At 70.4% G+C, this 15093-nt stretch carries 9 protein-coding genes; 2 read left to right on the forward strand and 7 right to left on the reverse strand.

The features are described 5' to 3' along the window. Positions 1-90: 90 nt before the first annotated feature. The 5 genes from ACMPH2_RS00300 to ACMPH2_RS00320 all read right to left on the reverse strand — a co-directional run bounded on the left by ACMPH2_RS00300 (position 91) and on the right by ACMPH2_RS00320 (position 11885). On the reverse strand, positions 91-468 hold the full coding sequence (locus tag ACMPH2_RS00300; protein WP_072499468.1) for a desulfoferrodoxin family protein: 378 nt from the start codon (positions 466-468) through the stop codon (positions 91-93). 140 nt (positions 469-608) lie between these two features. Continuing rightward, positions 609-4511: a DNA polymerase III subunit alpha gene (gene dnaE, locus ACMPH2_RS00305; protein ID WP_072499467.1), complete on the reverse strand. Its 3903-nt coding sequence runs from the start codon at positions 4509-4511 to the stop codon at positions 609-611. 162 nt (positions 4512-4673) lie between these two features. Further along, positions 4674-8195: a UvrD-helicase domain-containing protein gene (locus ACMPH2_RS00310; protein ID WP_417118313.1), complete on the reverse strand. Its 3522-nt coding sequence runs from the start codon at positions 8193-8195 to the stop codon at positions 4674-4676. Continuing rightward, positions 8195-11440: a PD-(D/E)XK nuclease family protein gene (locus tag ACMPH2_RS00315; RefSeq protein ID WP_417118314.1), complete on the reverse strand. Its 3246-nt coding sequence runs from the start codon at positions 11438-11440 to the stop codon at positions 8195-8197. Before ACMPH2_RS00315 ends, ACMPH2_RS00310 begins: the two co-directional genes overlap by 1 nt. Before the next feature lie 142 nt (positions 11441-11582). Then, entirely contained in the window at positions 11583-11885 is a 303-nt protein-coding gene (locus tag ACMPH2_RS00320) for a YerC/YecD family TrpR-related protein (protein WP_417118315.1), read from the reverse strand. 143 nt (positions 11886-12028) lie between these two features. Here ACMPH2_RS00320 and ACMPH2_RS00325 point away from each other — a divergent pair, with 143 nt between their 5' ends. Continuing rightward, entirely contained in the window at positions 12029-12391 is a 363-nt protein-coding gene (locus ACMPH2_RS00325) for a phage holin family protein (protein ID WP_009278985.1), read from the forward strand. Here ACMPH2_RS00325 and ACMPH2_RS00330 read toward each other — a convergent pair. Next, positions 12388-13644 (reverse strand): Mbeg1-like protein, encoded by a 1257-nt coding sequence (locus ACMPH2_RS00330; RefSeq protein ID WP_417118316.1) that lies wholly within the window; start codon positions 13642-13644, stop codon positions 12388-12390. The genes ACMPH2_RS00325 and ACMPH2_RS00330 overlap by 4 nt on opposite strands. A 210-nt stretch (positions 13645-13854) precedes the next feature. On the opposite strand from ACMPH2_RS00330, the gene ACMPH2_RS00335 reads away from it, so the two are divergent. After that, entirely contained in the window at positions 13855-14886 is a 1032-nt protein-coding gene (locus ACMPH2_RS00335; RefSeq protein ID WP_417118317.1) for an endonuclease/exonuclease/phosphatase family protein, read from the forward strand. A 67-nt stretch (positions 14887-14953) separates the two neighbouring features. On the opposite strand, the gene ACMPH2_RS09730 is transcribed toward ACMPH2_RS00335, so the two are convergent. After that, entirely contained in the window at positions 14954-15076 is a 123-nt protein-coding gene (locus ACMPH2_RS09730) for a hypothetical protein (protein ID WP_471752462.1), read from the reverse strand. Positions 15077-15093: the final 17 nt, after the last annotated feature.

A 15093-nucleotide genomic window follows, 5' to 3' on the forward strand; every position in this document is an offset into this window, starting at 1 on the left:
CCCGGCCGCCTGGGGCCGGGCGGCGAAAAGGAGGCGCGGCGACCCCGATGCGAGGCCGCCGCGCCGACGTTGCAGCTGCCAGAGCCTGGCCTACGCTTCGGCCTTCCAGAGGCCGTGGAGGTTGCAGTACTCGTAGGCGGTGAAGGCGCCGGCGGGCTTCGCGAAGGTCGCCTGGGGCTTCATGCCGGGCTTCAGGTACTTGACGGTGACGCCGTCCTCGGTGGCCAGCGCGATGAACTGGATGTAGTGCTCCTCGAGCATGGGGTGCTCGACGGAGCCGACGGTAACGACGACCTGGTCGCCCTCGACGCTGACCTGGGGGACGTGCTTCTCGGTGGCGGCGTCGGTGGAGCCGGCGACGAGCTCCTCCATGGGGGAGCCGCAGCAGCTGAGGGTGCCACCGCCCCTCCTGATGAGGGCGACGATGTTCCCACAGGTGTTGCAGCGATAGAACTTGGCCTCAGGCATGGCTCATCCTCTCTTCTCTGCCCACGCTCGTCGAGCAGGTGGCCCCTACCACCTCGGGCATCGCTTCCATTATGCCCCCGCGCGCACGCAGCTATGCGCAAGAAATGTCAGTAATCTCATAACATTATTGGCATGGCCCCCTAGGCGACGCGCACTCCCCCGCCCGAGCCCACCAGGTCCTCGACCTCGGCCATGAGCACCATGTTGCGCGCGTCGACGCGGGCGGGAAGCTCCATGCGCATCAGGTCACCTCCCACCGCCTCGACCAGGAGCTCCACCCTATCCATCCCGGAATAGCGGGCGAGGATGGCCTGGAGCTGCTCCATGCGCGCCATCGAGAGCATCCGCGAGCTCATGCTGACCTCGATCACCTTGGGCCGGTTGGTCTTCTCGCTGAGCTCCATCGACACGATGGAGCTCGCGATGATCTGGTTGCCGCGGTCCCCACGCTCGAGCTTGCCCGTGACCTTGATGAAGACGTCGCCCATACGCTCGCCGGTCTCGGGGTCCACGTCCCCCTCCAGCGCCGCGGCGCACTCCTTGTAGGTCTTGGGGAAGACGACGAGGGATATCTCGCCCTCCATGTCCTCGAGCGTGACGATGGCCATCTGGTCGCCGTTCTTGGTGACCTTCTTGGCTACGCCGCCCGTGGGCACCATCCCCGCGAGCCGAATGGGCTTGCCCTCGGGGACTCGGAAGCGGGTGGAGCTGCCGCCCGTGAAGGGGTCGACCACCTCCTCCGACTCCTCTATCTCGGCGATGGTGTAGTCGCGCGCCTTCGAGAGCGCGTACTCGAAGGGCCTGAGCGGGTGGTCCGAGACGTAGATGCCCAGCACCTCGTGCTCCTGGGCGAGCTTGGTGTGGCGGTCCCACTCGTCACCGTTCGCGGGGGGCACCTCGTCCTCGAAGCCCGAGCCCTCGACGTCGGCGAACATGTCGAAGAGGGAGCTCTGTCCGCAGGCGCGGTCCTTCTGGCGCTTGGCGGCGGCGTCGATGATGTTGCTGGGGTCGTTCTTGTCCACGAAGCTCATCATCTGCTTGCGGGGATAGCCGGTCGAGTCGAAGGCGCCGCTCTTTATGAGCGCCTCGACCACGCGACGGTTGGCCTGGCTCGAGTCGACGCGGTCCACGAAGTCGTGGAGGCTCTTGAAGGGTCCCCCCTGGCTGCGCTCGGCCATGATCGCGTCGCCCACGCCCTCGCCCACGCCGCGGATGCCCGCGAACCCGAAGCGGATGCCCTCGGGCGTCGCCGTGAAGTCCTTGCCCGACTCGTTGATGTCGGGCGGCAGGACCTGGATGCCCTCGTGCCTGCAGGAGCTGACGTAGTGGACGATCTTCTCCGTCTTGCCCATGTAGCTGGTGAGGACCGACGCCATGTACTCGCGGGGAAAGTACGCCTTGAGCCAGGCGGTCTGCATGACCAGGATGGCATAGCCCGCCGAGTGCGACTTGTTGAAGGCGTAGGAGGCGAACTCGAGGACGTCGTCCCAGATGCGCTGGGCGGTCTCCCTCTCGTAGCCATTCTCCACGGCGCCGTTCATCCAGTGGTCGTAGGTCGTCTCGTCCTTGCCGTTGTCCCAGTGGAACACGGTGCTGGTGAGGAGCTTGATCTTCTTCTTCGCCACGGGCTTGCGGATGCGCGAGTCGGACTCGCCGGCGGAGAAGTTGGACATCTTCACCGAGATCTGCATGACCTGTTCCTGGTAGACGATGGTGCCATAGGTCTCGTCCAGGATGTCGGAGAGACGGTCGTCGTAGAAGACGACGGGCTCCTTGCCGTTCATGCGGTTGATGTAGCTCGTGACCATGCCAGCGCCGAGGGGGCCGGGACGGTAGAGGGCGATGAGTGCGACGATCTGCTTGTACTCCTTGGGCTGCATGTTCTTGATCGTCGCCGTCATGCCCGCGGACTCGACCTGGAAGACCCCGGCCGTGTGCCCCGAGCCCAGGAGCTCGTAGATCTTGGGGTCGGAGAAGTCGATCTTGTCCACGTCGATGTCCACGTGGGTCGCCCCGTCCCTCAGGCAGGCGCGGACGGCGTCGGGGATGTCCTCCTCGCTGGCGAGGCCGGGATGGCTGCGCCTGATGTTGGCCAGGGCCTTGTTGATGACGGTGAGGGTCCTCAGGCCGAGGAAGTCCATCTTGAGGAGGCCCATGTCCGCGACCGAGTGTCCCTCGTACTGCGTGATGGTGACGTTGCCCTTGGTGTCGAGCTTCGTGGGCACGTGGTCGGTGACGGGAGTCGGCGCGATGAGCGTCGCGCAGGCGTGCACGCCCTCGCCGCGGGTCATGCCCTCGATCGAGAGAGCTGCGTCGATGATGCGGTGGGCGTCCGCGTCCTTCTGGTAGGCCTCCTCGAAGTCCGGCGAGTACTGGTCGGGATGCTTCTCGGTTTTGTGGAGGGCGCAGGGCAGCGACAGCTTTGGGTCGTTGGAGAGCATCTTGGAGAGGCGCTGGCCCACGTAGACGGGAAACCCCAGCACACGCGCCGCGTCGTTGATGGCCTGCTTCGCCTTGATCGTGGAGTAGGTGATGACCTTGCAGACGCGGTCCTCGCCGTACACCTCGCGCACGTGGGCGAGGACGTCCTGGAGGTGCTCGTCGTCGAAGTCCATGTCGATGTCGGGCATCTCGGAGCGCTGGGGAGAGAGGAAGCGCTCGAACATGAGGCCGTTCTCGAGCGGGTCGAAGGAGGTGATGTTCATGGCGTAGGCGACGATGGCCCCGGCGGCGGAGCCGCGGCCCGGGCCCACGCCGATGCCGTTGTCCTTGGCCCACTGCACGTAGTCCTGGACGATGAGGAAGTAGTTGGCGAAGCCCTTGTCGCAGATGATCTTGTACTCGTACTCGAAGCGCTCACGCACGTTGATGCCGCCGATGACCACGTTCTCCCAGTCGTCGCCGTAGCGCTTCGCGAGGCCGCGCTCGCACTCCTCCCTGAAGCGCGCCTCGGCCGTCTCGCCCTCGCGAAGTCCGGGGTACTGGGGCAGGTACATGTTGGCCCAGTCGATCTCGAAGTCGCACTTGGCGGCGACCTCGAGGGTGTTGTCGCAGGCCTCGGGGATCCATGAGAAGAGCTCGCGCATCTCCTCCTCGCTCTTCATATAGAACTCCGTGCCGTCCATGCGCATGCGGCCGGCGTCGTCGAGCGTGGTGGCCTTGCCGATGCACGAGAGGATGTCCTGGGTGGGGGCGTCCTCGCGAGAGAGGTAGTGGAAGTCGTTGGTGGCGATGACCTTGACGTCCAGCTCGCGCGCCATCTTCACCAGGTACTCGTCGAGCCTGCGGTCGTCCCAGCCGTTGCGGAAGCTCAGGCCGTGGTCCTGGATCTCCATGTAGAAGTCGTCGCCGAAGATGTCCTTGAAGGTGCGCGCCCACTCGCGCGCGCCGTCGAAGTCGCCGTCCAGCACGCACTGCTGGATGATCCCCTGGACGCAGGCGCTCTGGCAGATGAGGCCCTCGTGGAACTCCCTCAGCATGGCCAGGGTGGTGCGCGGCTTGTAGTACATCATCTCGTGCCCCGCGGCCTTCGACATGCAGCGGATGAGGTTGACGTAGCCGGTCTCGTTCTTGGCCAGGAGTATGAGGTGGTAACGACGCTGCTTGGTGCCGCGCTCGATGCAGTCGTCCGTGATGAAGTACGCCTCGCAGCCGAAGATCGGCTTGACCTTCAGCTCGGGGCGGTTCGCCCTCACCGCCGCGATGTCATGGCCCGACTCCTCCCAGACCCTGCAGTCGGACTCCCACTGCGCATGGGGCAGGTCGCAGGCGGCGGCACCGAGCTCGTCCGCCTCTGGCTCCTCGAGCTCCCAACCCTTCTGGAAGCACTCGATGTCGTGCTTCCACTGCCTCATGCCCAGGGCTCCGTCGTTGTACTTGCGGCACTCGAGGTCGAGGTTGGGGATCCCGAAGAGGTAGCCGTGGTCCGTAAGGGCGACGGCGGGCATCCCGAAGTCGACGGCGCGCTTCACCATGTCCGGTATGCGGGTGGCGCCGTCGAGGATGGAGAAGTCGGAGTGGTTGTGCAGGTGGACGAACGCCATGGTTGCTGCTCTCCAGACTGCCTCGTGACCAAGGGCGAACGGTGACGGACGCGCGAGGGTCGCGAGGCCTCGGGTAAGGTGCGCCTCTGCTCTGCTTGCCGCCGGAGGCGTCGGCGTGGCTTTTGGCCACCCATGATAGCCGATGGGCCAGGACGGTCGGGCCTAGTTCAGGGGAGAGGGGCCTCCCCCGAACTCGTAGCGCAGGACGAGCGGCTGGCCGCCGCCGGCCTCGAGCTCCACGCAGACGAAGGCGCATTCCACCTCGTCGAAGCCCTCCCCCAGGAGCACGTTGGCATAGAGGCCCGCCTGCATCCTGTGGCGCTCGAGGAGCTCCTGGGAAGGGAGGCCCGCGTCTCCGGTCTTGTAGTCGACCACCAGCGCCCGGGGGCTGCCGGGGTCGAAGCAGAGGAGGTCGATGGCACCCTCCACGTAGCTCCCGAACCTGGACTCGACCTTCCTGAAGAAGGGCTGCTCCGCCCTGAGGCACGCGTGCGAGAGGGCCTCGCTCCTGATGTCCGACCCCTCCCAGCGCTCGAGCGCTGCCTCAAGCCTGTCGCACTGCCGGGGCGAGAGCCGCCAGTAACGCTCCGTCTGGGCGACGCGCTCGGGCGAGGGGGACGAGGCCGACTCGACCATGGCCTGAGCAAGCTGGTGGAAGGCGGAGCCCAGGCTCGTCGCCCGGTCGGCATCGGCCTCCGCGCCATCGGACGGGCCAGGCTCCTCGCAGTTCCCCTCGACGTCGCAGGAGAGGAGCGCGGTGGCCTCGTCCCGCCCCCCTCCCCCCAGCGCGTCAAGCTGCCGCCGGGCGGAGGAATAGCTGAAGACGCCCGCCCGGGGACTCCAGCCACGCGCCGACTCGCCCCGCACGGCGAGACCGTCCTCGACGGCGACGTCGTAGCTGACGAAGGGGGACGGCTCCTCCCCTGCCTTCGGGCCGTCCCCCAGGGCACCCAGCTCGCGGGGGGACCCGGCCCCCCCGTCGTCGAGCAGGCAGCCCCCCTCGGGTCCCGGCACGAGGGAGGTCACCCTCAGCGCGGCGGGCTCGCTGCCGCCGTATTCGACGAGCCCGTCGTGCTCCCCGGGCTCCGGCAGCCCCTCCCCGAAGAGGGCGCGGCACACCCCGGAGGCGAGGAGCGGCCTCAGGCTCCCGTCCTTCGACATCTGGGCCGAGACCCCCAGGACCACCGCCTCCCTCGCGCGCGTGAGGGCGACGTAGAGCAGCCGGGCGCGCTCCGCCGCCTCGCCCTCCTCCGAGCTCGTGAAGAGCCTCCTCGCCCAGTCCACGCAGTCGGTGCAGGAGGCGTCGTCCTCGGGGGCGTCCCGGCGGAGCCACGACGAGTCCGCCTCGGGCGGGATCAGGGCGGCCAGCACGGAGCCGGAGCGGTTCTCGCAGCAGACGCCCTTGGAGGGGGGCGCGTCGTTGCCCCAGCACTCGCACGCCGCGACGACGGGGAACTCCAGGCCCTTGGAGGCATGCACAGTCATGACCTGCACCGGGCCGCCACCCCCGCCCACGAGCGAGGCGGGACCGAGCTTGCAGACCTCGAGCCAGCGGTCGAACTCGACGGACGCCTCGCAGACGCCGAGGCCGCCCTCGTCCACGAGCTCGCCCACGTGCCGCACGGCCGCGAGGGCGTTTGCCAGGCGGGCCTGGCCGTCGGGACCGCCGTCCTCGAGGCGGGCGACGAGGCCGGACTCGCGGAGCATCGCCGCGAGCACGTCGCGCACGGGCCAGCTCCCCAGCCTCCGGAAGGCGCGCACGACCAGCTCGCGGGCTGAGCGCAGCGCGGGAGAGGGCTCGAGGCCCGCGGGGAGGTCGAACGACATGAGGCCGGCGTCTATCCCCCGCTTCGTAAGGGCGTCCACCTCCTCCTGGTCGCGGGTCGCGAGGAGGAGGAGGTCGTCTGCCGAGAGGCAGAACATCTGGCTCGTGAGCACGGGGTAGAGCCCGTCCTGGGTGTCCCTGGGGTTGGCGAGGAGGTGCAGCAGCGCCGAGACGAGGCGCACCTCCTCGCTCCGCGAGAAGGTCGACCCGCCGCTCACCACGCACTCGATGCCGCGGGAGCGCAGGGCCTCGAGGTAGCTGCCGAGCCTGCTCATGCGTCCCAGGAGGAGGGCCACGTCGGAGGGCCTCTGGCCGGCGTCGATGTAGCACGCCAGGCGCTCGGCCACCCTGTCCGCCATCACGCGGGCGCGGTCCTGGGACGAGACCTGCGCCCTCCCCTGCCGCCTCGAGCACACGAGCTCCACGCTGACGCGGGGAAGCCCCCGCGCCGCGAAGCCGCTCGCGCGCCCCTCCCAGGCGACGAGGTCCATGAAGCGCGGGAGGAGTCCCCCTCCTCCCTCCTGGCCGCGTCCGAGGACGTGTGCCACGAAGCGCAGGACGTCGTCGTGGCTGCGGAAGTTGTTCTTGAGCTCCACCACCGAGGAGGGGGGCAGCGACGCCTGACGGTCGCGGAACACCTGCACGTCGGCGGCACGGAAGCGGTAGATCGACTGCTGGGCGTCCCCCACCGTGCAGAGGTGGCAGGCACCGGGCCCGCTCAGGAGCTCGATCATACGCACCTGCTGGGCGTTGGTGTCCTGGAACTCGTCCACCATGACCAGGCGGAAGCGCCGACCGTACTCTGCCGCGACCTCCGGATGCTCGCGGAAGGCGCGCAGGGTGAGCGAGAGCAGGTCGTCGTTGTCGAGGACCCCGAGCCCCGCCTTGAGTCCGGCGTAGCGACGGTCCACCTCGCGCGCGAGCTGGACGAGCTGGGTGCGGAAGCGCATCGCGCCAGCCATCTGCACGGCGAGCGCACAGTCGGCATAGGCGGCCTTGATCTGGGCGCCCAGCTCCCTCATCTTCTTCGACCTGTAGGCGTCGCCGGGCTTCCTTATGCGCCCGAAGGCCTCCGCGGCGTGCGCCGCGTCGCGCTGCGAGGGCGGGAGCGAGAGGAGCCTTCCCACCACCTCGAGGGAGTTCTGGAGGTTCGCGCGCTCCGCCTCGCCGGCCTTGGACGAGAAGGCCTTTGCCTCCTGTCCCAGGACGAGCGCCCTCTGCACGCAGTCGAGGTAGAGCGAGAGCTCCCCGAAGACGTCGGGGGCGGTCCCCGGGAACTCGACCGAGTCGAAGCCCTCCAGGGCCGATCCCGCCGCGTCGCGCAGGGTCCTGAGCATGCCGAACACCGTGGCGGCGCCGTCGATTCCGGCCCGCCCCCTGAGCTCGAAGCTACGCCTGAGCTCCGCGTAGGCGGGGTCGTCCTGGACGATGCCGCACACCTCGTCGATCGCCCGCTCGACCAGGTCCGCCGAGACGCCCTCTCCCGCGACCTTGAAGCCGGGGTCCAGGCCGAGGGCGAGAGCGTGCCTCCTCAGGATGCGCGAGCACATGCCGTGGATGGTGCTGATCCAGGCAGAGTCCACCTCGAGGGCATGGCCTGCCATGCCCCCCTCGCGCAGCCGGGCACGGATCTTCTCCTTTATCTCGTCCGCGGCCGCATGCGTGAAGGTGATCACCAGGACCTCGTCGAGGCTGTCGAGGTAGGGCGCCCCTCCCTCGCCCGAGCCGGGGGTGAGGGCCCACGCGACCCTCTCGGCCAGGGTGGACGACTTGCCCGACCCGGCCCCTGCGGCCACGAAGAGCGGCCTGTCGAGGGTCCGCGTGATGCGCTCTTGCTCCGGTGTCAGACGGCGTGCCACTAGGACAGCCTCCTCTCGCAGTTGGTGACGGGACACCACTGGCAGGCCTTGGCGTCGACGGGGTCGGCGCGGACGTCGCCCGCGAGCATGCGCCCTATCGCCGCGGCGACCTGCTCCTCGGTGGCGTCCAGCAGCTCCTCGAAGCCCAGCTGGCCAGGCCCCCCGCAGCAGCAGGAGTCGAGGCGGGCCTGCCTCGCGGGCCCCAGCACCTGGTCGGCGAAGTTGGCGTCGACCACCCCCGCGAGCTCGTGCTGGTCCACGCGCGACCCCCTGGTCGAGAGGTACATCGCCCCCGCCACCTTGAGGTCGGGCATCATGCGGCGGATGACCTGCGCGTAGATGAGGGCCTGCACCCTGCGCGGGAGCCTGAGCTCCCCCGGCCCGGGACAGCCCTCCCTCCCGAACACGTCGTACTCGGCGGCGAAGCCCGCAGCGCCCTTGTGCTTGTAGTCGATCACCACGGCGCAGCCGTGCTCGTTCACGTCCACCCGGTCGACGCTGCCCACGAAGTCGGCGCCGGCATAGCTCACGTGCACGCTCTGGGGACGCCTCCCCCCAAAGCGGAGCTCGAAGTGGCGGGGCTCGAAGCCCTCGAGCACCCCCAGCTCGAACTCGACGGTGCTCAGGAGGTCGCGACGCAGGAAGTCGAGCTGCAGGCGCTCCCCGCTGTCATGCGGGACGAGCGATTGCGCGGCGACGGTGGTGGCCCGACGAAGCTGGTGGGCGAGGTGGTGGTCCACCTCGGTCAAGACGAGCTCGCGCATGTGCTCGAGGTTCTGCGGCGTGACCCGCGTTCCCGGGACGTACGACTGCCCCAGCAGCTCGAAGTCGGCCTCCCCGCCATCCCCGAGGAGCCCGGCGGCGCGGGCGGCCTCCGTCGCGAGCCTGCGGTGCGACACCTCCAGGACGCGGTGAGCGAAGCTTCCCATCTGGAGCGGGCCGAAGCCGGCGTCCACGCGGTCCAGGCCGAGCCTCCTGAGGGTGAACCACTTGTGGGGGCACTCCAGGTAGGACTCCATCTGGGAGGCGGAGAGGGACGGACGGCCCCCCGGCAGCTCGGCCTCGCCCGGACGGGGGACGACGATCATCCCGCGCAACCCCGGCGAGAGCATCGAGCCGGCCGCGACCGCGCGCGAGCCCTGCGGGGCGGGACGCGAGCCCTCCCCCGAGAGGCAGAGGCTCGCCTCGCCCTCCCCCATGCCGCGGACGCGGAGGGGACAAGGACCCTCGCCCTCGAAGCCGTAGCAGGCCAGCGCCTCGGTGAGCATGACTGCCGGATAGCCGACCGAGGCGTCCGCGGCATGGGTCGCGCGCTCGAGCAGAAGCGAGCTGCGCGCCGCGGCCACGGCGGAGGCGAACTGCGAGCGCGCGAGCTCGAGCGGGTCGTCGGAGCCGCCGAGGCCAAGCTTGGAGAGGAGCGCCTCGTACGCGTCGTCCCTGGGCGCGAGCGGGTACTCCGCCGCCGTGAGCCCCGAGACCAGGACGAGGTCATGGGAGGCGGGCTCGAGCCGGGCCGCCTCGGGGCGGGAGAGGAGCCTCACTCCCACCTGGGCCGCCTCGTCCCCCAGGACGAGGCGGCGGCGCAGCGCCTGCCTCCCCGCGAGCTCGGCGAAGAGGTCGCAGAGCTCGGAGAGCGACATGCCGGCCGGCGCCAGCCCCTTGCCCTTCCCGCGGCCCAGGCCGAGCTCGCTGACGCTACCGGAGACCGCCTGGAGGGAGCGCAGGCCGTCGATGCCGCGGAGCCGGGACTCGCCAGGCGTCCCCGGCCCCTCCCCCCGCGAGCGTGCGAGGTCGGCCTGGGCCTGGTCCGCCTCCTCCATGGCATGGGCGAGCAGCCCCGCGGCGTGACCGACCTGGCCGCGGAGTATCGCCGCCGTCGCCTGCTGGACCTCCGGACTGGTGCTGCGCTTGCGGCCGAGGGACTCGAGCAGCTGGCGCGGGGTGAGGGAGCGGTTCCCCCGCCAGCGGCGGTCGAGCTCCCACGCCTGCTGCCGTCCCATCCCGCTCGCGTCGCTCAGCAGGAAGTCCACGATGGGCCGGGGGGGCCACCAGGACATGTCGCCCAGCTGGGGCAGTGGCCTGCCGTCGGGACCCTGGACGGGCCCGGGCCAGCCGAGGTCGAGCTCGGAAAGGCGCGCGACCTCCCTTGCGAAGCCCAGGAACGCACGGACCTGGGGGATGCGGTCCAGGCGCACGGGGATGCTGGCCCGGACGCAGGCGCCGCGGGCGGCGAGCTTGGGCGCGAGCTCGGACCAGGCGCGGCCTACGTCGGGCACCACCACGGCAAGGCTCGCCGTCCCGGCATCGGCCGCCAGGGCACGTCCCCGCTCGAGGAGCTCGGCACACATGAGCTCCCCCTCGCTGAGGGGGCCCGACGCCTCGAGGAGCGCGACCCTGCCCGATGGCTCGAGCGCGCCCATGGAGGGCTCTCCCATGCGAAAGAGCCGCGCACGCAGTCCCAGGAGCTCGCCTGCCGCCGGCGCGCGATGCCCCTCGACCGACTCCTCCTCGGCAACCTCGACGCCGAGCTCGCGACAGAGCGCCACGACGGCGCGCGCGGACGATTCCGCGAGGGCCGTCGCGGGACCCCCGTCCGAACGCACCACCAGTACGAGCTCCCCCGCGCCCGCGAGGCGCGCGAGGAGGCGCAGGACCGAGGGGGGCGCCTGGTCGAACCCCGCCGCGACGACGCGCGGGTGGCTGCCATGAGCCTCGGCGAGTGCGTCGGGCAGGAGCCACATGGCCTCGCAGAGCTCCACGAGGCCACGGCGGCGGAGCGCCTCCCCGTACTCGCACACAAGCCCGCAGAGCTTGCGCTCCGCGCTCCCCAGGGCCCTCCATCGCGGGTCGCCCTGGTCCGGCGGCAGCTCGGGAAGGTGCTCGGAGCAGAGGCGAGCGAGGAGGTCCAGCGTGCCGCTGGTGCCGGCAAGGCCCTCGAGGGCGCCCTGGGACCGGGCGCGGTTGAGCAGGACGCGCAGAAGTGCGAGCCGTGCCGTGGCGTCGACGACGCGGCGTCCGTCACCCCACAGCCCCCAGCGCTCCTCCGCCCAGGCGACGGGGGTCGCCACCTGCAGGAGGTGGGGCGCGCGCGGGTCGTCCGCAAGCGCCCTCCTGCAGGCGAGCGCCTGATCGACCGAGGGCACGAGAAGGGTCGCCTCGGCGACGGCGGAAGTGGCGCCGAGCTCGCGCATGACGGGGGCGCCCAGGAGCCGGGGGTCGTCCGTGCGTATGAGCTTGAGTGGCATGTGCCCTCCCCTTCCTCGAACCGAACGGCCGCGCCTCGTCGCCCGTGCCGACGGGCACATGGTAGCGCGGGGGTGGGACGCCAAGCCATGGGCCCGCGGCAGGGAGCCGCGGGCCCATGGCGGTGCCGGATGGCGGTGCGCCCTACTCCCCGTCCATCCGGGCGAGCACGCGGCGGTACCCGCCCGCCTCGCCGTTCAGGCACTTCGAGACGCGGCTCACGGTGGTGGAGGACGCCCCGGTCTGGCGGGACACCTCGAGGTAGGACGCCCCGTCCCTCAGCATGGTGGCGACCCGCAGGCGGCGGGCCAGCTCCTCCGCCTCCTTCGGGCTCAGGAGGTCCTGGAGGAAGGCACGGGCCTCGGAGGGGTCGGACACCAGGCCGACCGCCTGGTACAGCCGCTCCGCGTCCGCGCTTCCGATCCTCTCGCTCGCACTCCGAGCCATGCGCCCCACCCTTCGCCATGGGCAGGACATCCGTGGCCTCCCCTGGCCGCCTACTTTACTCCATTAAAGCGAGAGGGGGCCTTGGCACGAGGCATGGCAGGAACCGGACCTGGGTATAACCAAGCCATCATAAGGAGGAAACCATGTCATTTCTCGGAACCTGGTTCGTCACCGCAATTGCCACCATGGCAGCGATCGCGCTGGTCCCCGGCATCGAGGCCGTGGGCGGCAGCTGGATGGGCCCGGCCATGTGCGCCCTCATGCTCGCCCTCGTCAACGCGACCGTGAAGCCCGTGGCGACGTTCTTCTCGCTTCCCCTCAACTTCCTGACGCTCGGCCTCTTCTCGCTGGTGATCAACGCCCTGATGCTCGAGCTCGCGAGCTACCTCTCGCGCAACGTCTTCCACGCGGGGATCCTCATCTCGAGCTTCGGCGCGGCGTTCTTCGGGGCCATCGTGATCAGCGTCGTCGCCAGCCTGGTGGGCGGCGTGACCGGGCTGCGCTAGGCGTCGCCGTCCGGGCGCGCCCCCCTCGCCCTGGGCAGGGGCGGCTGCCTCCGCGGAGCCTCGGCCTCCCCCTCCTCGCCCGCGAGCGCCAGGTGGTCGGCGACGTCTCGGACCAGCTCGCGGGCCTGGCGGGCGGCAGCCTCCCGCGCCTCGGCGACGCGCTCCCCCGCCGACGCCCGGTAGGCGTCCACGGTCGCCCCCACCAGCCTGCGCACGAGCTCGCGGCTCTGGTCGCTGACGGACACCGCGGCCGCGAGCACCGCCTGGATGCTCGGCGGCTGGAGCACCTCGTCGAAGGTGGTGGCACCCCCTGCGCCGAGCACGCCGAAGAGTTCGGAGACGAACTCCGCGCGGTGGTCCAGGTCGATCTGCGAGACCCAGGCCGCAATCGCCTCGTCCACCCTCCTCGCGTCGTCGTCCAGGCCCTCCGCCCTCGCCAGCCCGTCGGGCAGGCACTCCCAGGTCATGGGGTCGTGCTGCAGCATGCCGCTCCCGTCGCTTCGCACGAACGCGTGGGGGTCCTCGGGACGCGAGAGGAGCATGCCTATGACGCTGTGCTCGGGACAGACGTGATGGAAGCGGTCACCGAGGAGCGAGGACGGACTCTGGGGCATGATTTCGGGCGCCATGCCAGGGCCGTCGAAGCTGTACGCCTCGCGGATCCGCGGGCGCAGCCCCTCGGGGCAGGAGAGCGCGGCGAAGGCGACCAGGTTCCCGCCCTTCGAGTGCCCACCGAAGTAGGCGTCCCTCCCCCGGGCCGCAAGCCCGCGCAGGGCCTCCGCGCAGTAGGCTGCCGCGCGCCTCTGGGCCTCGGTCACCGTGAAGCTCAGCATGAAGTCCTCGCGCCAGCCCACGAGGGTCGAGTCGGTCCCCCGCAGGGACACGAACTCGTCCCCGTCCGGAAGCGTCGCGCGGAGGGCGGCGAACTGCAGCGAGCTCCCCTCGTCGATCTGGTCCACGTAGTCGTGGAGCACGAGGTCGCCGAAGCGCCTCGACGAGGCGAGGTGGCGGAGGTACTCCGCGTCCAACGTGGCAAGCGAGCGCACGCGGCCGGACACGTCCTCGCCCGCCTCGTCGGCCAGCGCGAGGCAGGCGGCAGAGAGGCTCACGCCGCCAGCTCCCGGCCCGGGGACGAACCCCGTGAAGTCGAGGTAGCTCAGGCACGAGAGCACGAGCGCGTCGACCTCGTTGAGGGGGCGCTCGTCGAAGCGGAGGTCGCCCCTCCAGGCAAGATAGTCGTTCATGTGGAACATGCGCTGCCCCCTCTTGTGTCGCCTTCGCCCGCGTGGCCCCCAAGACGGAGGCGGCCCGTCTTGGCTCTTGCCCCTGGGGCGCCGTCGTGGCCGCGCGCCGGCCCCAGACGGGAGACGGCCGCGCCCAGGGGCGATCGGCGCCCTGGCACGTCTAGAATGCAAGGATACGGGAGAGGGCCAGACCATGGGCGCGAGGGGAGAGGGGCTTCCATGAGGCGCGGACGAAGGGGACGCCACAACTTCCTGAGCTTCCTGCTCTGGATGCTCATGCTGCCCCTCCTGGGGCTCCTGGTCCTGCGCATGCTGCCCCTGAGCCACGCGCAGGGACGCGCCGTCCCCGAGCTGACCTCCTTCGTGATCTGGACCCTTCCCGCCTTCGCCTTCGTCCTCGCGCTCTCCCTCCTCTGGCGGCGCAGGAACCTCGCCGCGCTCTCCCTCGCGGCTGCGGCCCTGGTGGTCGTCTGGCACCTGGGCTACTTCCTCCCCACGCAGACCGTGTCGGAGGCGGCGGTCGAGGCCACGAGCCCCTCTGACGTCGACGCCCCCGTCGCGGACGACGACTACCTCAGGCTCATGACCTTCAACACGAGGAACGGCAGGGCGGATGCGGCCGCGCTGGTCCGGGCCGTCAGGGAGAGGCGCGTCGAGGTGCTCGCCTTACAGGAGGTGAGCTGGACCTTCCTGGACGAGCTGGGCGAGTCGGGCATCCACGAGCTTCTCCCCCACTACGTCCTGGGTGAGGCCTCCGCCACGGACAACGGCGGCATCAACGCGATCTTCTCGCTGCAGCCCCTCTCGCACACGAGCTCGAACCTCATGCCCACCGAGTCCTCTGCCCTCGCCGCGGGCACCGTGACCCTGGGCGAGCGTCGGCTCCGCTTCGTGAGCACGCACCCCAACTCGCCCCATCTGGGAGGGCAGGGCCTCTGGAGCGAGGGACTGGCGAGCGTGTCGGAGCTGGCAGGCTACGACAACGCCTACGTGATCATGGGGGACTTCAACGCGACCTGGGACCACGTCGGCTTCAGAAAGCTTCTGGGGGACAGCTTCCTGGACGCGGGAGAGGCCGCGGGCGAGGGACTCCACCTGAGCTTTCCCGCCAACTCGGTCATCCCTCCCCTAATCGAGATAGACCACATCGTCTACAGCAAGGGGGCGGGCATCGCGGTCGGCCAGCTCGAGACCCTGCAGATCGCGGGCAGCGACCACCTCGCCCTGCTCGCGACCCTCGAGGCCTCGTAGGCACGCCGTGGGGAAGGGGGGCGGCCCCATGGACCGCCCCCCTCGCAGGTGACGATGGTGGCGAGGCCTACGCCATGATCTTGCGGAAGAGCCCCTTGACCGCCTCGTGGTCGGCCTCGCGGGGGTTGCCGGGGTAGCAGGCGTCGGCGAGCGCGTCGTCGGCGAGCCGGTCCAGGTCCTCCTCGACCAGGCCGTCGCAGGTCTTGG

The organism is Olsenella phocaeensis, assembly GCF_048189965.1.
Lineage (GTDB): Bacteria > Actinomycetota > Coriobacteriia > Coriobacteriales > Atopobiaceae > Olsenella_I > Olsenella_I phocaeensis.